This is a genomic window from Frondihabitans cladoniiphilus, from assembly GCF_039544345.1.
GTDB lineage: Bacteria > Actinomycetota > Actinomycetes > Actinomycetales > Microbacteriaceae > Frondihabitans > Frondihabitans cladoniiphilus.
The window spans coordinates 430,573-450,365 of sequence record NZ_BAABLM010000001.1 but is presented as its reverse complement, the minus strand read 5'-3'; the positions used below and the strand labels follow the sequence as shown (position 1 = coordinate 450,365).

Annotated in this window: 21 protein-coding genes; 2 read left to right on the top strand and 19 right to left on the bottom strand. The window is 68.2% G+C overall.

From position 1 onward, the window contains the following. Positions 1-101: 101 nt before the first annotated feature. Entirely contained in the window at positions 102-932 is an 831-nt protein-coding gene (locus tag ABEA39_RS02110; RefSeq protein ID WP_345372690.1) for a PP2C family protein-serine/threonine phosphatase, read from the bottom strand. Continuing rightward, the gene (locus ABEA39_RS02105) at positions 929-1,312 is read right to left on the bottom strand and encodes an FHA domain-containing protein (protein ID WP_345372688.1); all 384 of its coding nucleotides are present in this window, start codon (positions 1,310-1,312) and stop codon (positions 929-931) included. Before ABEA39_RS02105 ends, ABEA39_RS02110 begins: the two co-directional genes overlap by 4 nt. A gap of 91 nt (positions 1,313-1,403) precedes the next feature. Between ABEA39_RS02105 and ABEA39_RS02100 the strand changes: the two genes are divergently transcribed. Continuing rightward, on the top strand, positions 1,404-1,979 hold the full coding sequence (locus tag ABEA39_RS02100) for a TspO/MBR family protein (RefSeq protein ID WP_345372686.1): 576 nt from the start codon (positions 1,404-1,406) through the stop codon (positions 1,977-1,979). A gap of 95 nt (positions 1,980-2,074) precedes the next feature. After that, entirely contained in the window at positions 2,075-2,629 is a 555-nt protein-coding gene (locus ABEA39_RS02095; protein WP_345372683.1) for a methylated-DNA--[protein]-cysteine S-methyltransferase, read from the top strand. Positions 2,630-2,654: 25 nt separating this feature from the next. Here ABEA39_RS02095 and ABEA39_RS02090 read toward each other — a convergent pair whose 3' ends face one another. The 17 genes from ABEA39_RS02090 to thrC form a co-directional block, all read right to left on the bottom strand. Beyond that, positions 2,655-3,410 carry a YaaA family protein gene (locus tag ABEA39_RS02090; RefSeq protein ID WP_345372681.1) on the bottom strand — a complete coding sequence of 252 codons (756 nt, stop codon included), beginning with the start codon at positions 3,408-3,410 and terminating at the stop codon, positions 2,655-2,657. 83 nt (positions 3,411-3,493) lie between these two features. Further along, on the bottom strand, positions 3,494-3,754 hold the full coding sequence (locus ABEA39_RS02085; RefSeq protein WP_345372678.1) for a F0F1 ATP synthase subunit epsilon: 261 nt from the start codon (positions 3,752-3,754) through the stop codon (positions 3,494-3,496). A 2-nt stretch (positions 3,755-3,756) separates the two neighbouring features. Then, positions 3,757-5,217: a F0F1 ATP synthase subunit beta gene (gene atpD, locus ABEA39_RS02080; RefSeq protein ID WP_345372676.1), complete on the bottom strand. Its 1,461-nt coding sequence runs from the start codon at positions 5,215-5,217 to the stop codon at positions 3,757-3,759. Positions 5,218-5,235: 18 nt separating this feature from the next. Next, entirely contained in the window at positions 5,236-6,138 is a 903-nt protein-coding gene (locus ABEA39_RS02075) for a F0F1 ATP synthase subunit gamma (RefSeq protein ID WP_345372674.1), read from the bottom strand. Positions 6,139-6,183: 45 nt separating this feature from the next. Continuing rightward, positions 6,184-7,821: a F0F1 ATP synthase subunit alpha gene (atpA, locus tag ABEA39_RS02070; RefSeq protein WP_345372671.1), complete on the bottom strand. Its 1,638-nt coding sequence runs from the start codon at positions 7,819-7,821 to the stop codon at positions 6,184-6,186. A gap of 115 nt (positions 7,822-7,936) precedes the next feature. Next, positions 7,937-8,731 carry a F0F1 ATP synthase subunit delta gene (locus tag ABEA39_RS02065; protein ID WP_345372669.1) on the bottom strand — a complete coding sequence of 265 codons (795 nt, stop codon included), beginning with the start codon at positions 8,729-8,731 and terminating at the stop codon, positions 7,937-7,939. 2 nt (positions 8,732-8,733) lie between these two features. Next, positions 8,734-9,291 carry a F0F1 ATP synthase subunit B gene (locus tag ABEA39_RS02060; RefSeq protein WP_345372667.1) on the bottom strand — a complete coding sequence of 186 codons (558 nt, stop codon included), beginning with the start codon at positions 9,289-9,291 and terminating at the stop codon, positions 8,734-8,736. A gap of 9 nt (positions 9,292-9,300) precedes the next feature. Beyond that, on the bottom strand, positions 9,301-9,537 hold the full coding sequence (atpE, locus tag ABEA39_RS02055; protein WP_345372665.1) for an ATP synthase F0 subunit C: 237 nt from the start codon (positions 9,535-9,537) through the stop codon (positions 9,301-9,303). Positions 9,538-9,585: 48 nt separating this feature from the next. Then, positions 9,586-10,383 carry a F0F1 ATP synthase subunit A gene (gene atpB, locus ABEA39_RS02050; RefSeq protein ID WP_425556889.1) on the bottom strand — a complete coding sequence of 266 codons (798 nt, stop codon included), beginning with the start codon at positions 10,381-10,383 and terminating at the stop codon, positions 9,586-9,588. Between the two features lie 253 nt (positions 10,384-10,636). Further along, positions 10,637-11,083, bottom strand: a complete 447-nt coding sequence (locus ABEA39_RS02045) for a hypothetical protein (protein WP_345372660.1) — start codon at positions 11,081-11,083, stop codon at positions 10,637-10,639. Beyond that, a complete protein-coding gene (locus ABEA39_RS02040; protein WP_345372658.1) occupies positions 11,080-12,405 on the bottom strand; it encodes an MraY family glycosyltransferase in 1,326 nt (441 codons plus the stop codon). Before ABEA39_RS02040 ends, ABEA39_RS02045 begins: the two co-directional genes overlap by 4 nt. 28 nt (positions 12,406-12,433) lie before the next feature. Next, entirely contained in the window at positions 12,434-13,111 is a 678-nt protein-coding gene (locus tag ABEA39_RS02035) for an L-threonylcarbamoyladenylate synthase (protein WP_345372654.1), read from the bottom strand. Between the two features lie 55 nt (positions 13,112-13,166). Beyond that, positions 13,167-14,033 (bottom strand): peptide chain release factor N(5)-glutamine methyltransferase, encoded by an 867-nt coding sequence (gene prmC, locus ABEA39_RS02030; protein WP_425556888.1) that lies wholly within the window; start codon positions 14,031-14,033, stop codon positions 13,167-13,169. After that, positions 14,026-15,108: a peptide chain release factor 1 gene (gene prfA, locus ABEA39_RS02025; protein ID WP_345372651.1), complete on the bottom strand. Its 1,083-nt coding sequence runs from the start codon at positions 15,106-15,108 to the stop codon at positions 14,026-14,028. Before prfA ends, prmC begins: the two co-directional genes overlap by 8 nt. 2 nt (positions 15,109-15,110) lie before the next feature. Next, positions 15,111-17,561 (bottom strand): transcription termination factor Rho, encoded by a 2,451-nt coding sequence (gene rho / locus ABEA39_RS02020; protein ID WP_345372649.1) that lies wholly within the window; start codon positions 17,559-17,561, stop codon positions 15,111-15,113. A gap of 196 nt (positions 17,562-17,757) precedes the next feature. Further along, entirely contained in the window at positions 17,758-18,714 is a 957-nt protein-coding gene (gene thrB, locus ABEA39_RS02015; protein ID WP_345372647.1) for a homoserine kinase, read from the bottom strand. Continuing rightward, positions 18,711-19,793 (bottom strand): threonine synthase, encoded by a 1,083-nt coding sequence (gene thrC, locus ABEA39_RS02010; protein WP_345372644.1) that lies wholly within the window; start codon positions 19,791-19,793, stop codon positions 18,711-18,713. Before thrC ends, thrB begins: the two co-directional genes overlap by 4 nt.

Genomic DNA, 19,793 nt, shown 5'->3' with positions numbered 1-19,793 from the left:
GCGGATTCGTGTCATTCTAAATCGCAGTGTCCCCCGGTTCGCCGACCAGGGGGTCGATCTGGGGACAACTGAGTGTGCCCCAGTTCGGGGGGCAGAAGGCGTCAGGCGCGCGGGATCTGCCCCGACGGGAGCGTCGCCTCGACGTCGTCCGCGTCGACCGGACCGCGCACGTCGACGACCACTGCGGTGACGTTGTCTCGTCCGCCGGCGTCCACCGCGGCGTCGACCAGGGCCTCGGCCGCCGCGAGGCTCTCGGGGTTCTGGGTGAGGATCGCCGCGATGGTCGCGGCGGGGAGCTCTTTCGTCAGGCCGTCCGAGCAGACCAGCAGCCGCAACCCGGGCCGTGCCGCGATCCGCCAGTAGTCCGGGCTCGGTTCCGCGCCGAAACCGATCGCCTTGGTGATGACGTTGCTGTCCGGGTGGTTCTCGGCGTCGTCGGGGTGGAGCATCCCCGCCTGCACCATCTCCTGGACGACGGAGTGGTCGACCGTGACCTGGCTCAGCAGCCCGCTGTCGAGCATGTAGACGCGCGAGTCGCCGACGTTGAACACCGTGAAGAACGCCGAGCCCGACTCCTCCGTCAGGATCGCGCCCGTGACGGTCGTCCCGACGCCGAGCTCGGTGCCGATGGCCGCGATCTCGATGTCGTCGGTCGCGAGGCGGAGGGCGTCCTCGAGGGCGTCGGTGTCGAAGAAGGCCCCCGTGGCGGCCTCCTCGAGGCGACGGACGACGGCGTCGCTGGCCACGTCGCCGGCACTGTGGCCGCCCATGCCGTCCGCCACCACGAAGAGAGGCGAGCGCGCGACGTAGCTGTCCTCGTTGTGCGCGCGCCGTCTGCCCACGTCGGTCGCACCCGCCCAATCGAGTTGGAGGGTCCGGCCGCGGCCGAGGGAGAGGGAAAACGCGGTCGTCGGGCGGCCGATCTCTGTCACTGGTGTGGTTCTTCCTGGGGAATGATGCGCGTGAAGGGGAGGATCTCGAGAAGGTTCCCGTCCCCGATGTCTACTATCGTGCCCGTCAGCACCACGAGGGACTCGCCCTGCCGGAGAGCGACAGGGTTTCGCCCGGGAATCTCGACCCGGGTGCCGTTGGTCGAGCGGAGATCGGTCACGACGACCGCGCTCCCCTCCTGCCGGATCTCGACGTGGCTGCCCGAGACCTCGCCCCGAGGAGATGGGACCGTGACGAGCGCGGGGACGTCGCCGCGGAGGACGCGCGGACCGGACGGTCGACGGCCGATCACCAGCGGCGACGACAGACTCCACGCGACGCCGCCGACCCGGACACCCTGGAAGCGCGAGCTGGACTCCACTGCGTCTCCTGCGTCTCGAAACGGTGCGCGGTTCTGTGCCCCCCAAGACCGCGTCGGTCAACGGTACCGGGTCCCCGCGTACTCTCGACGCATGAGTGAGAACGTCGCCGCCCCCGAATCACCCGTGGCCGAGCCGCCCGCAGCCGAGTCGTCCCCTGTGTCGCGCACGCGCCGAGGGAAGGACATCGGCGCGCTGATCGCGTTCCTGGTGATCGCCTACGCCGTGGCCGCGTTCGGCACGGTCTCGACGATCACCAACGTCGACGGCTGGTACTCGGAAGCACGCAAGGCCGCCTGGAACCCGCCGAACGCCGTGTTCGGCCCTGCATGGGGAATCCTCTACACGCTGATGGCCGTCGCGGCGTGGCTGGTCTGGAGGAAGCGCCACGAGGTGCGTCCCGTCGCGCCCGCCCTGGCGCTCTACGTGGTGCAGCTGATCCTCAACTCGCTCTGGACCCCCGTCTTCTTCGGGGCCTACCCGGGGTGGGGTCCGGCCGCTCTCTGGATCGGCTTCGTGATCATCCTGCTGCTCGACATCGCCGTCGCCGCGACGCTGGCCTCGTTCCTGCACGTGTCGAGGGCAGCCGGGTGGATGCTCGTGCCCTACCTCCTCTGGGTGCTCTTCGCCACCACGCTCAACTGGGCCCTGGCAGCGCTGAACTCCTAGCCACCTGTTCTCCCCAGGTCGCCGATCCCCCGGAGCCCTCCCCAGGGATGCCTGAGGCCGGCTCCTGACGCCCGTCGCGTTCGTACCGTGGCTCCATGACCACGCGCGAAGCCTCCCTGCAGACACCACCCGCCTCCCTCGCCTCCGCCGGCCCGCCCGCCGCAGACACGGGGTTCGCGATCCACGACTCCCCCCTGGGGCGGCTCGGAATCCACACACGACACGGCGCCGTCACACGTCTCGATGTCGAACGAGCCGGCGTTCTCCCTCACGAACACCTCGTCCTCCAGCGCGACGAGGTCATCGACGAGACCCGACGGCAGCTCGACGAGTACTTCGCGGGAACGCGTCGGCAGTTCGCGCTCCCTCTTCGCATCGACGGGACCCCGTTTCAGAACGAGGTCTGGACGGCTCTGACGCGGGTGACCTGGGGCGCGCCGACCACGTACGGCGCGCTGGGGTCCGCGACGGGCCGCCCGACAGGCGCGCGAGCCGTGGGTGGGGCGGTTCGCGCCAATCCGGTGGCCCTGCTGGTTCCGTGCCACCGAGTGCTGGGCGCCGGGCGCCGTGTCACGGGCTACAGCGCCGGCAACGGAGTGCCGACGAAGACCTGGCTGCTCCGGCACGAAGGCATCGACTTCGTCGAATGACCTCGCCGGCCGAGGCTCGGCCTGCTCAGCCGCCGAGCACGCTCTCGGAGACGATGACGAGTTCGTCCCCCGACCACTCGACGACGATCCCGTCGGCCCGCGCCCAGGAGACGAAGTCGTCCACCGACCCGAATACGGGGCGGGCGGCCAGCAGCCGTGCCACGAGTGTGCCCTTGGTCTTCTTGTTGAAGTGGTTGAGCGCCCGGCGCCGGCCACCCTCGTCCGAAACGATTCGCACGTACACCGAACCCGCCGGCGCCGCGCCGAGATCGACGTACCCTTCCGATCGCAAGTCGACGACGGGCTCACCGAGCTCGGCCAGGGCGCCCGCCACCGGCCTCGACCACAGGCCGCGAAGGGGCAGCTCGGCCAGGCGGGAGTCGTGGGAGAGCCGATACGCAGGCACCGGGTCGGTGGCCCTCACCACCCCGAAGAGCGCGGAATGGATGGCGACGTGCTCGGCGGCCCAGAGCCACGCTCCCTCGTCGAGATGCTCGGCGTCGATGGGGTCGTACACGACGCCCGTGTAGCGGAGGAGCGCCGGCATCGTGGGCGACTTCTTCACGAGCCGGTTGCGCTCGACCTCGCTCCGCAGCGTGGCGCCCAGCTTCAGCGCCTTCATCGACGCGTCGACGTCCCGACTCAGACGGACCACGGCCGCGACGGCCGACCGCCGGGCGCGCGTCAATTCAGGAAAGGAGAGGGCGGCGTGGTCGAGCGTCGTCCCCTCGACTCCCCCGCCGCGCTTCGTCTCGGAGGGCGGGAGCAGGAACAGCACCACGGAACGGGCCTCTCGGGTCGGACGACGAAGGGCCCGGCTGCCGAAACAGCCGGGCCCTTCGGGGTGTGGAACGGGTGGTTCGACTACGCCAGCGCGGCGTTGCGCGACACGATCGTCACGGTGTCGTTCTCGACGGACAGGAACCCGTCTTCGGCCGAAGCCTCGACGATGGTGCCGTCACCCTGACGAACCCGGACCTGCCCGGACGCCAGGATCGCGAGCAGAGGCTCGTGACCGGGAAGGATCCCGATCTCACCCTCGGTCGTGCGAGCGGTGACCTGCACCGCCTCGCCCGCCCAGATCTGCTGGTCGGCCGAGACCACGTTGACACTGAGACCAGCCACGATCAGCCGTTCTCCTTCTGGATCTGAGCCCACTTCTCTTCGACGTCGGAGATGGAACCGACGTTGAAGAACGCCTGCGTGGCGACGTGGTCGAACTCGCCGTCCGCGATCGCAGTGAAGGACTCGATGGTGTCTTTCAGGGGCACGGTGGAGCCCTCGACGCCGGTGAACTTCTTCGCCATGTAGGTGTTCTGCGAGAGGAACTGCTGGATACGACGTGCGCGCGACACGGTGATCTTGTCCTCTTCGGAGAGCTCGTCGACACCGAGGATCGCGATGATCTCCTGGAGCTCCTTGTTCTTCTGAAGGATCGCCTTGACGCGGATCGCCGTGTTGTAGTGGTCCTCGCCCAGGTAGCGGGGGTCGAGGATACGGCTGGTCGAGGTCAGCGGGTCGACTGCGGGGTAGAGACCCTGAGACGCGATCTCGCGGGATAGCTCGGTCGTCGCGTCGAGGTGCGCGAAGGTCGTCGCCGGGGCCGGGTCGGTGTAGTCGTCGGCAGGCACGTAGATGGCCTGGAGGGACGTGATCGAGTGACCGCGGGTCGAGGTGATGCGCTCCTGAAGGATGCCCATCTCGTCGGCGAGGTTCGGCTGGTACCCCACGGCGGACGGCATGCGGCCGAGCAGCGTGGAGACCTCGGAACCGGCCTGCGTGAAGCGGAAGATGTTGTCGATGAACAACAGGACGTCCTGCTTGGCGACGTCGCGGAAGTACTCCGCCATCGTCAGCGCGGAGAGCGCGACGCGGAGACGGGTCCCCGGCGGCTCGTCCATCTGGCCGAAGACGAGGGCGGTCTTGTCGAAGACTCCCGCCTCTTCCATCTCCATGATGAGGTCGTTGCCCTCGCGGGTGCGCTCACCGACACCGGCGAACACCGACACACCACCGTGGTCCTGCGCGACGCGCTGGATCATCTCCTGGATGAGGACCGTCTTGCCGACGCCCGCACCACCGAAGAGGCCGATCTTTCCGCCCTGCACGTAGGGCGTAAGGAGGTCGATGACCTTGATGCCGGTCTCGAAGAGCTGCGTCTTCGACTCGAGCTGGTCGAAGGCCGGGGGCTGACGGTGGATCGGCCAGCGCTCGGTGATCTCGACAGTCTCTCCGGGCTCGAGGTTGAGGATGTCGCCCGTGACGTTGAAGACCTTGCCCTTGGTGACGTCGCCGACGGGCACCGAGATCGGTGCTCCGGTGTCGGTGACCTCCTGGCCGCGGACGAGACCGTCGGTCGGCTTGAGGGCGATGGCGCGGACCAGGTCGTCGCCGAGGTGCTGAGCGACCTCGAGGACGAGCTCGACCGTCTGGTCACCGATCTCGATGCTGGTCTTCAGGGCGTTGTAGACACCCGGAATCGCATCGTGCGGGAACTCGATGTCGACGACGGGACCCGTGACGCGGGCGATACGCCCGACGCCGGGAGTCGACTCCGTCGCGACTGGCGCGGTGGCGATGTCAGTCATTGGATTCTCTCTACTTGGTTACTTCTTGGCCGAGCCGAGGGCGTCTGCGCCGCCCACGATCTCGGAGATCTGCTGCGTGATCTCGCTCTGACGGGCGTTGTTGGCCAGTCGAGTGAAGTCGCGGATCAGGGTGTCGGCGTTGTCGCTCGCCGACTTCATGGCCTTCTGGCGAGCGGCGTGCTCGGACGCCGCGGACTGCAGCATCGCGTTGAACAGGCGGCTCTCGATGTAGACGGGAAGGAGAGCGTCGAGGACGTCGCCGGCCTCGGGCTCGAACTCGTACAGCGGGAGGATCGCGTCGTCGCCCGGGTCTTCGATGCCTTCGACCACTTCGAGGGGAAGAAGACGGACGACCTCGGGAACCTGGGTGACCATGCTGATGAACCGGTTGTAGACGACGTGGATCTCGTCGACACCGCCCTCGGCCGAGTCGGTCAGGAATTTGGCCACGACCGCGTCGCCGATCTCCTTCGCCGTGTCGAACTCGGGCTGGTCGGTGTTGCCCGTCCAGATCTGCTCCGAGTCGCGCTGACGGAAGGTGAAGTAGCTCGCGGCCTTGCGCCCGACCAGGTAGAACACGACGTCCTTGCCCTGGCTGCGGAGCAGCGTGGCCAGCTCTTCGCCCTGCTTCAGGACGTTCGACGAGAACGCGCCGTTCAGACCGCGGTCGGAGGTGAAGAGGACGATCGCGGCGCGATCGATCGACTCCGGCTCGGTGGTCAGCACGTGGTCGACGTTCGAGAACGTCGCCACGGCCGACACCGCGCGGGTCACGGCACGCGAGTACGGACCGGAAGCGGCCATCCGGGCCTGCGCCTTCTGAATGCGCGAGGCCGAGATGAGCTCCATGGCCCGGGTGACCTTCTTGGTCGTCTGGGCAGAGCGAATGCGCTGTCGGTAGACCCGAAGTTGCGCTCCCATGTGTCTCCTGTGGTTTCGAGGTACGAGGTGAAAGGCGTCAGACCGCTAGCGAGCGGACTTGACGATCTTCTCCTGGTTGACGTCTTCGGCGTTCGTCGCGGTGAATTCCTCACGGCCGACCGAGGCGAGCGGCTTGCCCTCGCCGGTCTGGAACTCCTGCTTGAACGCGTCGATCTGCGTCTCGAGCTCGGCGACGACCTCGTCGGACAGGACGTTGGTCTCGCGCAGAGTGGTCAGCACCTCGGAGTTGCGGCCGAGGAAGTCGTGCAGCTCGCTCTCGAAGCGCAGGATGTCGGGAACCGGGACCTCGTCGAGCTTGCCGTTGGTGCCGGCCCAGATCGAGACGACCTGCTTCTCGACCGGGAACGGCGAGTACTGCGGCTGCTTGAGGAGTTCGGTCAGACGAGCACCGCGAGCCAGCTGACGGCGGCTGGCCTGGTCGAGGTCGGACGCGAACATCGCGAACGCTTCGAGCGAGCGGTACTGGGCCAGCTCGAGCTTCAGCGTGCCGGAGACCTTCTTGATCGACTTGACCTGGGCGTCGCCGCCGACTCGCGAGACCGAGATTCCGACGTCGACCGCCGGACGCTGGTTGGCGTTGAAGAGGTCGGACTGGAGGAAGATCTGGCCGTCGGTGATCGAGATCACGTTGGTGGGGATGTACGCCGAGACGTCGTTGGCCTTGGTCTCGATGATGGGCAGACCCGTCATCGAACCGGCACCCAGCTCGTCGGACAGCTTCGCGCAACGCTCGAGGAGACGCGAGTGCAGGTAGAAGACGTCGCCCGGGTAGGCCTCGCGCCCCGGCGGGCGGCGCAGCAGCAGGGAGACGGCACGGTAGGCCTCGGCCTGCTTCGACAGGTCGTCGAACACGATGAGGACGTGCTTGCCCTCGTACATCCAGTGCTGGCCGATGGCCGAGCCGGTGTACGGGGCGAGGTACTTGAAGCCGGCCGGGTCGGACGCGGGCGAGGCGACGATGGTCGTGTACTCCATCGCGCCGGCCTCTTCGAGGGAACCCTTCACCGAAGCGATGGTGGACCCCTTCTGGCCGATGGCGACGTAGATGCAGCGGACCTGCTTGTTGGTGTCGCCCGACTCCCAGTTGGCCTTCTGGTTGATGATCGTGTCGATCGCGATGGCCGTCTTGCCGGTCTGGCGGTCGCCGATGATCAGCTGACGCTGGCCACGGCCGATCGGGATCATGGCGTCGATGGCCTTGATGCCGGTCTGCATGGGCTCGTGCACCGACTTGCGCTGCATGACGCCGGGGGCCTGGAGCTCGAGGGCACGACGGCCCGTGCTCGCGACCTCGCCGAGGCCGTCGATCGGGTTGCCCAGCGGGTCGACGACGCGGCCGAGGTAGCCGTCGCCGACGGGGACCGAGAGGACCTCGCCCGTGCGAGTGACCTCGAGGCCCTCGTCGATGCCGGAGAACTCGCCGAGGACGATGACACCGATCTCGTCTTCGTCGAGGTTCTGGGCGAGGCCCAGGGTGCCGTCGGCGAAGCGGATGAGCTCGTTGGCCATGACGCCGGGGAGACCCTCGACGTGGGCGATGCCGTCGGCGGCGTCGATGACGTGGCCGATCTCCTCCGTGGAGGTCTTGGAAGGCTCGTACGCCGACACGAAGTCTTTGAGGGCGGCACGAATCTCATCCGGGCTGATCTTGATGTCTGCCATTGGGATTCCTTTGTCGTTGTAAGGCACTTTGTCGTGAGGAGACGCAGCGCGAGGCTTCGTGCCCTTGAATCTTGTGTTCGCTCCGGCCGAGCCTTCTCGACCGATGCTACGTGCGTCAGCCTGCGAGCTGGAGGCGGAGTTCGGAGAGCTTCGTCGAGACGGTGCCGTCGATCACGTCGTCGCCGACCTGAACGCGGAGCCCGCCGAGGATGCTCGGGGAGACGACCACGTTGATCGTGAGATTGCGACCGAACTGCCTCGAGAGACCGCGCTCGAGCCGGTGGAGCTGCTCGTCGCCCAGGGGCTTCGCGCTCGTGACGGTGGCCACGAGTTCGTCGGCCTGGTCGGCGACGATGCGCGCCGCGTTGCGGAGCAGTTCGCCGATGCGACGGCCGCGCGGCTGTTGTACGAGCTGCGAGACGATGGAGACCGTCTGCTCCGAGGCCTTGCCGCCGAGGAGGTTCTCGACGAGGGCCGACTTGGCCGGACCGTCGCTGAGTTTGGTGCCCACCGCGAGCTCGAGGTTGGCGTCGGACGACACGATCTCACCGAAGGCGAAGAGCTCGCCTTCGATCGACAGGCCGGCCGGAGCGCTGGCCGCGATGACGCGGATGCCCAGCTCTTCGATGCCCGCGAGGAGATCGGTGTGAGACGACCACCGCGTGGACACGAGAGACACGAGCAGCGCGCGAGCGGCCACCGTGAACTCACCGAAGACCTGGTCGATCAGGCCCTTCTTCGCGGTCGCCTCGGCCGACGAATCGGCGAGGAAGGCGACGAGCTTCGACGAGCCGCCGATGACGCGGCCGGCGTTGAGGAGCTGCTCTCCGGTGGCCAGGTCGGCGGAGTCACCGAGATCGGCGAACACCCCGCGTGCGGACGCGAGGGCCTCTCTGGTCATGGAACCCACGGTCAGTTGCCTGCCTTCGACTGTTCGTCGGCCTCGAGGTCGGCGAGGAAGCGGTCGACGATCGCCGATGCCTTCGCGTCGTCGGTGAGGCTCTCGCCGATGACACCCGAAGCCAGGTCGATCGCGAGCGATCCGACCTCGCTGCGGAGCGAGACGAGAGCCGACTGGCGCTCCGCCTCGATCTGCGTCTGCGCGGCCGCGGTGATGCGGTCGGCGTCTGCCTGTGCCTGAGCGGTGACCTCTTTGCCGATGCGCGTGGCGTCGGTGCGAGCCTGCTCGCGGATCTTGGCTGCCTCGGCACGAGCGTCGGCGAGCTGCTTGTTGTATTCGTCGAGCGCGGCGGCAGCCTCGGCCTGAGCGTTCTCGGCCTTCTTGATGCCGCCCTCGATCACCTCGGCGCGAGCGTCGAGGAGCTTCTGCATGCGCGGAAGCACGACACGCCAGAAGACGACGACGATGACGATGAAGCAGATACCGCCCCAGAGCAGGTCGGGGGTACCGGGCAGGATGGGGTTGTGGTCTTCACCCGCCGCCACCACGAGTGTCTGTGCACTGAGCATGTGTCAGCCCTACTTGGTGAAGATGAAGTACGTCGCGATGCCGATGAACGCCAGCGCCTCGGTGAAGGCGATACCGATGTACATCAGGGTCGTCAGGCGGCTCTGGAGCTCGGGCTGGCGGGCGACGGACTCGATCGTCTTGCCGACGACGATACCCACGCCGATGGCCGGGCCGATCGCCGCGAGGCCGTAACCGACCGTCGCGATGTTTCCGTTGATTGCAGCGAGAACGGTAGTTGCGTCCACGTGTATTTCCTTCCGTGATGGCGGATCGGGCAGGCGCCCGGACCGTTGTTAGTGTTCGTCGTTCAGCGCGAGCTGAGCGTAAACAGCGGTGAGCAGCGAGAAGACGTAGGCCTGGAGTACAGCCACGAAGATCTCGAACAGAGTGAAGACGAATCCGAAGGCGACCGTACCGATGCCGAACAGCGCCAGGAGGTTGCCGGATTCGAAGAAGAAGAACGACGTCGCTCCGAAGAACAGGACGAGCAGCAGGTGCCCGACGATCATGTTCATCAGGAGTCGCAGCGTCAGGGTGATCGGCCGCAGGACGAACGTCGAGACGAACTCGATCGGCGTCACGATGATGTAGAGGAACCACGGCACCCCGGGCGGGAACAGCGCGTTGCGGAAGAACGTGCCCGGGTGCTTCTTGACGCCGGCGTAGATGAACACCACATACGCGACGATGGCCAGGATCAGCGGGACGCCGATGGTGGACGTACCGGCGATGTTGATGCCGCCGATGACGCCGGTGAGGTTGAAGAACAGCACCATGAAGAACACGGTGGTGAGGATCGGCAGGAAGCGCTTGCCGTCTTTCTTGCCCAGGATGTCGTCGCCGACGTTGCCGCGCACGAAGTCGAGGCCCATCTCGATGATGCTCTGGAAGCGACCGGGGACGAGCTTCATCTTGCGGGTGCCCAGCCAGAACAGCAGGATCAGCAGGATGGTGGCGAAGAAGCGCGCGAGCGTGATTCGAGTGATCTCGAACGGCGTACCCGCGAAGAGAAGAACCGACGGGAAGAACTCGTCGATCGATGGGCCTTGGAAACCTCCGCTGCTGCCCGTCGCGGCAGCGAGGGGGTGCAACAGGGTGATGGCGTTAGCTAACAGCGCTATCTCCTGATTCGGGACGCGAGCTCGGCAGCCGACATGCCTCTGTTCAGGAGCAACGATGTTGAAGAACAGTGACCGTGACGACACCACGAGACGCGGCGATGATCGGTGTGGAAGCGACCCTTCGGCAGTGAACAGGCCGGGGACACGAACAAGTACAGCCTATCAACAGAATTGATGGTTCATGCACCATCGGCCCCACTGTCGGGGGACATTTTCGACCGGTTCAGGAGTCCGAGTCGCCCGGAAGGCTGATGTCGCTCACGTACGGCATCCGGGAGCGCGACACGACGACCACGTCGACCACGAGGCTCCCCACGACGCCAACGACAATGCTGAGGAACATCACGAGCGTGTTCACCCAGGGCTGGTCCTTCAACAGGATCAGCAGCACCAGGAACACGATGAACTTCAACAGCCAGCCGCCGAGCACGATGCCGAAGAAGGCACCGCTGATCAGACTTCCGCCGGAGACGCGGAGGCCGACGAGGATGCTCACGGTGGTCAGACCGGTGAACACGAGGGCGAGCGCGGTGCCGATCAGGGCGCTCGTGACGCCCACTCCCCCCACAGTGAGGAAGCCGACGATCGAACCGACCACGGCGATGCCGAGGGCCAGGAGGCAGCCGTAGCGGAGGATCCTCGTGAAGATCTTGAGGTTCTCGGGTTTCATGCGTGCTTCTCCGTGTCGCGGTGCGGGTCTGAGGGCAGGATCGGCACCGGGCTCGTGGCGCCGGCGCGGGCGCTCACCGCCGTGCGCTCGTCGTCGAGGCTCGGCTTGCCGGGGGCGCGGGTGACCGGGGAGGCCGCGTCGAGGCGGTCGAAGTGCACGACTCCCGATGCTTCGGCGTCGATGCGGGCGGCGCGCTGCACGGCCCGCTCGACGCGTTTGCGTCGACTGAGCGGGGCCAATGTGATCACGGCGCAGACGATCAGCCCGACGGCGAGGAACAGGAACACCCAGCGCGCCGGGAGGAAGACGAAGAGCAGACAACCGATCGACACGACGGCGGTCCAGCCGTAGAAGATCAGCACGGCGTGGAAGTGCGAGTGGCCCATGTCGAGCAGGCGGTGGTGCAGGTGCTTGCGGTCGGCGCTGAACGGCGATTTGCCGGCGCTCACGCGACGGAGCACGGCGAGCCCGAAGTCGAGGAGCGGCACGACCAGGATCGCGAGGGGCAGGACGATGGGGATGAACGCGGGGATGAGCGAGGACCGGTCGGTCGTACCCGGATCGATGTTGCCCGTGACGCTGATCGCACTCGTCGCCATGAGCATCCCCGTCAGGAGGGCGCCCGCATCGCCCATGAAGAGCTTGGCGGGATGCCAGTTCAGCGGCAAGAAGCCGATGGCCGCACCGATCAGGACCGCGGTGATGAGGGCGGCGAGGTTGAAGTACTCGTACTCGGTGCCGTTGGAGAGCACGAAGCTGTAGATGAAGAACACGCCGTTCGCGATGATGGTGACGCCGGCGACCAGGCCGTCGAGACCGTCGATGAAGTTGACGGCGTTCATGACCAGGACGACCGCGAGCACGGTGAGGATCAACGACATGTAGCTGGACCCGACGGCGAGCGACCCGCCGATCGGGATCGACACCAGCTGCACGCCCTGCCACGCGAGGAGCCCCGCGGCGATGATCTGCCCGGCCAGCTTGGTCATCCAGTCGAGATCCCACAGGTCGTCGACCACGCCGATGACGACGATGATCAGCGCAGCGCCGAGGATCGCCAGGATGTGCTCCGGCTGGGCGAACACCAGTCGGAAGTAGTCGACGCCGGCGATCAACGGGAACAGGAACCAGGCCGCCAGGAGCGCGATCACCACACCGATGAACATGGCGATGCCGCCGAGGCGAGGCGTGGGGTTGACGTGGACGTCGCGTTCGCGGATCTTCGGGGCGAGGCGGTATTTCGTGCCGAGACGCCAGGCCAAGACCGAGAACGCGAAGCTGACCACGGCCGAGATGGCGGCGGCCAGGAGGTAATACCTCACCGGATCGGTGCGGAGGGGGCGTGTCTCGTCATACGACCACCTCGCTTCCGGCCACACGACGGATCTCGTCGTCGGAGATCACGCCGTGGCGCACGATGCGCAGGATGCCGTCGCCGGCCGCGGTGGCGTCGACGATCGTCGAACCGGAGTTTGCCCCGGGACGCCGCTCGTAGTCGGTGCCCGCCTGACCGCCGTCGAGGTAGACGGAGACGCTGTCGCCGAGCATGTCGAGCGCTTCTTGCGCCGAGGTCGCCGCCGGCTTGCCGGTGAGATTGGCGCTGGAGACGGCGAGGGGCCCCGTCTCTTCGAGCAGTTCGAGCACGAGACGGTTGCTCGGTTGACGGAGGGCGACTGTGCCCCGGGTCTCGCCGAGATCCCAGGAGAGGGAGGGCTGGGCTCGCAGGATGACCGTGAGCCCGCCCGGCCAGAACTCGTCGAGGAGAGGCAGGATGAGGTCGGGGACCGACTCGGCCAGCGCGGCGAGGGTGTCGCGCCCCTTGACGAGGACCGGCGGCGGCGACTGGCGGGTGCGCCCCTTGGCGTCGAGCAGTCGTTGCACGGCCGCAGGGTCGAAGGCGTCGGCGGCGAGGCCGTACACGGTGTCGGTGGGGAGGACGACGAGCTCGCCACGCCCGAGGGCGGCACGCGCGAGGCGCATGCCGGTCAGGAGTTCGGAGTCCACCGCGCAGTCGTAAAGGGTTGCCATGACCCGGTAATTGTAGTGTGCCGTTCCCGGCAGCCCCCTGACGGCTCGCCCGGGGTCAGCGAAGGGCGGTCGTCGCCCGGTCGCGGCCGGTGAAGTCCGGATGCGTCGCGGCGGCCCGCCAGCCTTCGTCGCTCAGCAGTGCGCGGATCGCCGGCCCCTGCTGTTCGCCGTGCTCGATGACGAGGGTTCCTCCGGGCATCAGGAGGCCCAGGGCCCGCTTCGAGAGCGAGCGAATCACGTCGAGACCGTCGTCTCCCCCGTAGAGCGCCAGCGCCGGGTCGAACAGACGGACCTCGGGGTCGCGGGGCACCATCCCGAGCGGGATGTAGGGCGGGTTCGAGACCACGACCGACACGGTCCCGTCGATGTCCTGCAAGGACGTCCCCATGTCGCCCACGACGAGGTCGACGCGGGCGCCGGTCGCCGCGATGTTGCGCTGGGTCCAGACCGCGGCCTCCGGAGACAGCTCGACGGCGTGCACGTGCGCGTTCGGCACCTCCGTGGCCATCGCCAGGGCCAGAGCGCCTGAACCCGTTCCGAGGTCGACCGCGACCGGCGACGGGTCGGCGACCGCACGCAGCGCGTCGATGGCGATCTGCGCCACCCCCTCGGTCTCGGGGCGCGGCACGAAGACGCCCGGGCCGACGTGCAGCTCCAGCGAGCGGAACGGCGCGAGCCCCGTGATGTGCTGCAGCGGCTCGCGGGTCGCACGACGGGCGACGAGGTCGCCGAAGGCCTCGGCATCACGGGGGGCGAGGGATGCACCCGTCAGCTCCTTGACCAGGACCTCGCCTCGGCTCAGACCGAGCACGTGGCCCATCAGGAGCAGCGCATCCACCTCGGGTGAAGGGATCTCCGCCTCGGAGAACACCGATCGCGCCGACCCGAGGGCCGACGCGATCGTGGGGTGCGGACTACTCACCGGTGTCGCCGATGTCGGCGAGCCTGGCTTCCTCGTCGGCCTGGATGCAGGACTGCACCACGGGCTCGAGCGCGCCGTCCATGACGGCGTCGAGGTTGTAGGCCTTGTAGCCGGTGCGGTGATCGGCGATCCGGTTCTCGGGGAAGTTGTACGTGCGGATGCGCTCCGAGCGATCCATCCCGCGGATCTGGCTCTTGCGGGCGATCGAGTCGACGGCGGCCTGCTCCTCCGCCTGACGTGCCAGGATCCGGGCACGGAGGACGCGCATCCCCGCCTCTCGGTTCTGCAGTTGGCTCTTCTCGTTCTGCATCGCGACGACGATCCCGGTGGGAAGGTGCGTGATGCGGACGGCGGAGTCGGTCGTGTTGACCGACTGGCCGCCGGGGCCGGACGAGCGGTAGACGTCGATCTTGAGGTCGTTCTGGTTGATCTCGACCTCTTCGGGCTCGTCGACCTCGGGGAACACCAGCACGCCGGTGGTCGAGGTGTGGATGCGCCCCTGCGACTCGGTCGCGGGCACCCGCTGGACGCGGTGCACGCCGCCCTCGTATTTGAGGTGCGCCCAGACGCCCTGGGCGGGATCCGTCGAGTTGGACTTGATCGCTACCTGGACGTTCTTGTAGCCGCCCAGGTCGGACTCGTCGCGCTCGAGGAGCTCGGTCTTCCAGCCCTTCGACTCGGCGTAGTGCGAGTACATGCGGAGCAGATCGGCGGCGAAGAGGGCGCTCTCGGCACCACCCTCGCCTCCCTTGATCTCCATGATCACGTCACGGCCGTCGTCGGGGTCGCGCGGGATCAGCAGTCGGCGGAGCTTCTCCTGGGAGTCGGCGAGGGTCGTCTCGAGAGCCGGCACCTCGTCGGCGAACGCCTCGTCCTCCTTGGCCAGCTCGCGAGCGGCCTCCAGGTCTTCGGTCGCCTGCTGCCACGCGGTGTGCGCGGCGACGATGCGGCCGAGTTCGGCGTATCGGCGGTTGATCTTCTTGGCTCGGGCCGCATCCGCGTGGACCGCAGGATCAGAGAGCTGAACCTGCAGGTCTTCGTACTCGGCCAGCAGCACCGCCACTGACTCGAACACGACTAGTCCTCCTTGTGGCCGTTGGCCGGGACGGACTTCTGGATCTGGACCAGGAACTCGACGTTCGTCTGGGTCTCCTTGAGGTTGCGGAGGACGATCTCGAGGGCCTGCTGCTGGTCGAGACCGGCAAGGGCCCGGCGCAGGCGCCAGGTGATCTTAACCTCGTCGGGGCTGAGCAGCTCCTCTTCGCGGCGGGTGCCCGAGGCGTTGACGTCGACCGCCGGGAAGATGCGCTTGTCGGCCAGGTGGCGCGACAGGCGGAGCTCCATGTTGCCGGTGCCCTTGAACTCCTCGAAGATCACTTCGTCCATCTTCGAACCGGTCTCGACGAGGGCCGTGGCGAGGATGGTGAGGGATCCCCCGTTCTCGATGTTGCGCGCAGCGCCGAAGAAGCGCTTCGGCGGGTAGAGCGCGGACGAGTCGACGCCGCCGGAGAGGATGCGACCGGAGGCCGGGGTGGCCAGGTTGTAGGCACGACCGAGGCGGGTGATCGAGTCGAGGAGCACGACCACGTCGTGGCCCAGCTCGACGAGACGCTTGGCGCGCTCGATGGCGAGCTCGGCGACCGTGGTGTGGTCTTCGGCGGGGCGGTCGAAGGTGGAGGCGATGACCTCGCCCTTCACCGTGCGCTGCATGTCGGTGACCTCTTCGGGGCGCTCGTCGACCAGCACGACCATGAGGTGGACCTCGGGGTTGTTGATGGCGATGGCGTTCGCGATCGACTGGAGGACGACGGTCTTGCCGGCCTTGGGCGGCGAGACGATGAGGCCGCGCTGGCCCTTGCCGATCGGCGACACGAGGTCGATGATGCGCGTCGAGAGCTTCGACTGCTCGGTCTCGAGGCGCAGGCGCTCCTGCGGGTAGAGCGGGGTCAGCTTCGAGAACTCGACTCGCTTCGCGGCCTCGTCGATGGTCTGGCCGTTGATCGAGTCGATGCGCACGATGGCGTTGTACTTCTGGCGGCCCTGGGCGTTGTCGCCCTCACGCGGCTGGCGGATCGCGCCGACGACGGCGTCGCCCTTGCGGAGGTGGTACTTCTTCACCTGGCCGAGGGAGACGTAGACGTCGCTCGCACCGGGCAGGTAGCCCGTGGTGCGCACGAACGCGTAGTTGTCGAGCACGTCGAGGATGCCCGCGACGGGGATGAGGACGTCGTCTTCGGTGATCTCGGGCTCGAAGTCGTCGTTCTGGCCGCTGCGTCCGCGCTTGCGGTCGCGCTGACGGTTGCGCGAGCGACCGCCCTCGGCGTCGTCGCGCTGCTGCTGAGCCTGCGTCTGGGCGTTCTGCTGACCGCCCTGACGGCGGTTGTCGACGTCGTCGCCCGGCTGGTCGTTCTGGTTCGGCGCGCTCTGCGGGGCGTTGCCGTTGCCGGTGCCGTTGCCGTTCTGGGCGTTCTGGCCGTTCTGCTGGCGCTCGGCCTGCTGGCCGTTCTGCTGGCCGCCCTGCTGAGCGGTCTGACGGTCGCCGCGGTTGCGGTTGCGGTTGCGGTTGCGGCGGCCGCCACCCTGCTGCGGCTGGTCGCCCTGGTTCTGATCGCGGTCGTTCTGGTCGCGGTCGTTCTGGTTCTGGTCGCGGTCGTTCTGCGCGGAGCGAGCGCCCTGCTCGGTCTCGGCGGCGTCGGTGGCCGGGGCGGAGCTCGACGCGGCGGCGGCCTCGGCCTCGCGCTCGGCACGCAGACGGGCCTGCTCGGCGCGGGTGCGGTCGGCGCGGGACTGGCGCGGGGGGAGGTCGATGCTCACGCCGTTGACGGGCTCGGTGGCCTCGACCTCGGCCGGAGCGGCCGCGGAGGTGGCGTTGCCGCCGGTGGTCGCACGACGCGAACCGCGACGGTTGCGACCGCGACCGGCGGGAGCCTCGGTCGTGGACGCGTCGGAGGAGGCCGCGTCGGAAGCCGGCGTTCCGGTCTCGACCGGCGTCGTGGCTGCGCTCTCGACCGGGGCGTCGGCGGTCGCCGCAGCGGCGGGCGCCTCGACGGCGGCGGGCAGTTCGATGATCGGGGTGACGCCGGACTCGCCCTGGTTCGCGTGCGAGACGGCGGACTTGGGCTCGGGGGCACCGGCGGCGGCGGTCGCGCGGCGGGGGGCACGCTTGGCGCGGACCGGGGCGGCGGGCGCCTCGGTGGCGGCCGGCTCGGCAGCCGCCGGCTCGGCGGGGGTCTCGGCGGAGACCGAGGCGGCAGCGGGCGTCTCGGCCTCGATGCTGAGCGTCGGCTGCTCGACGGCGGGGGCCGAAGCGGCGGGGGCCGAAGCGGCGGGGGCCGAAGCAGCCGGGGCGGAAGCAGCCGGCGCGGCAGCACCGTCGCGGGCCGCGGCGATCGCGGTCACGAGGTCGCCCTTGCGGAGCTTCGAGATGCCGCTGATTCCGAGCGTGGAGGCGAGGGCCTGGAGCTCGGGGAGGCGCAGAGCGCGCAGATCGGCGGCGGAGTCTGTCGACTCGGTGGTGATGTCGGTCAAGAGGATGGTTTCCTTTCGCTCCCCCACGAAGACTTCGCGGAGGTGAGCCGGCCGAGCTTCGAGCTACGGCCACAGGCGAGAACACCCTGCAGGAGAGGGACGTGATGAGCCCCGCTCGCGAAGGGATACTCGCGATGATTGATTCGGAGAAACACGCAACTCGGGATTCGACGGCCGACGACGACGAACTCTGTCGTCAGACCTGCGCTTCTACCGAGTGCGGGTTCACTGTAGCACCCTTCAAGTCCACGGCCAGCATGAGCGGACGCCATGTCGAGACGGAGTGTTCGGCCACCAGTTCGGCGGCGAAAAGCCGCTGCGACGGGTCGCTGCCCAGCACGAGCAGCGACGGCCCGGCGCCGGACACGACGGCCGCGAGCCCGGCGTCGCGGAGCATGCGGATGAGCGTGTCGGTCTCGGGCATCGCTTTGGCCCGGTAGCTCTGGTGCAGGCGGTCTTCGGTCGCCGCCAACAGGAGCTCCGGGCTCTGGATCAGCGCCGCGACGAGCAGGGCGGAGCGCGAGACGTTGAACGTGGCGTCTTCGTGCGGTACCGACGCCGGCTGGAGGCTGCGCGCGAGCTTCGTCGACAGGGTCGTCGAGGGCACGAAGACGACGGGCGACACCCCTCGGTGGACGAGGAGGCGTTTGTGCGACGGGCCCTCGGAGGTGGTCCACGCGATGGTGAGTCCGCCGAACAGGGCCGGCGCCACGTTGTCGGGATGACCTTCGAGATCGGTCGCCAACCGCAGCAGCGTGTGCGAGTCGACGTCGACGATCCCCTCGAGGAGCCCCTTGGCCGCCATGATCCCGGAGACGATGGCCGCCGCCGACGAGCCGAGGCCCCGACCGTGCGGGATCACGTTGGCCGCCTGCAGACGAAGGCCCGGCACGGGCTGCCCGAGCGCCTCGAAGGCGTGCACGACGGCCTGGGCCACGAGGTTCGAGCCGTCGGTGGGCACCTCGCCCTGACCGACACCGGTGACCTCGACGTGGATGCCCGGCTCCGCGACGGCGGCGACGACGAGTTCGTCGTACAGCGCGAGCGCGAGCCCCAGCGTGTCGAAGCCCGGGCCCAGGTTGGCCGACGTGGCCGGGACCCGGACCTTGACCGACCGCCCGATCACGCCGGACGCTCGGGAAGGCGTGATCATGCCGTCGCTCGCACCAGACCGAGCACGTCGGCGACCTCGGCGGTGTCGACGCCCACGACGGTGGGGGTGACCTCGCCGCCGTCGGACGTCTTGAGAGCCCACTGCGGGTCCTTCAGTCCGTGCCCGGTCACCGTGAGGACGATCGTCGACCCGGCGGGGACCTGGCCGGCCTCGGCACGCTCGAGGAGACCGGCGACGCTGATGGCCGAGGCGGGCTCGACGAACACGCCGACCTCCTGCGACAGGATCTTCTGGGCCGCGAGGATCTTCTCGTCGGTGATCGCGCCGAAGTAGCCGTCGGTGAGCTCGCGGGCCTCGAGAGCGAACTGCCACGAGGCGGGGTTGCCGATGCGGATCGCGCTGGCGATGGTCTCCGGGTGCTTCACGACGGAGCCGCCCACGATCGGCGCGCTTCCCGCCGCCTGGAATCCGAACATGCGGGGCAGCTTGGTCGTGCGGTTCGCGGCCAGGTCTTCGCGGTAACCGCGGGTGTAGGCCGTGTAGTTGCCGGCGTTGCCCACGGGCAGGTAGTGGAAGTCGGGCGCGTCGCCCAGCACGTCGACGACCTCGAACGCGGCGGTCTTCTGGCCCTCGATGCGGTCGTTGTTGACCGAGTTGACCAGGTGCACCGGGTAGTTCGCGGCGAGGTCGCGCGCGATGTCGAGGCAGTCGTCGAAGTTGCCCTGGATCTGCAGCAGCTGGCCGTTGTGAGCGACGGCCTGGCTGAGCTTGCCCATGGCGATCTTGCCCTCGGGCACGAGCACGGCGGCCGTGATGCCGGCATGGGCCGCGTAGGCCGCGGCCGAGGCCGAGGTGTTGCCGGTGGAGGCGCAGATGACGGCCTTCGCACCGTGCTCGACAGCTTTGGAGATGGCCATCGTCATTCCGCGGTCCTTGAAGGAGCCGGTGGGGTTGATGCCCTCGTACTTCACCCAGACCTTGGCGCCCGTGCGATCGGACAGCGCCTTCGCGAAGATCAGCGGTGTGCCGCCCTCGCCGAGGGTGACGATCGGGGTCGCGTCGGTGACGTCGAGGCGGTCGGCGTATTCGCGCAGGACACCCTGCCACTGGTGGGCCAT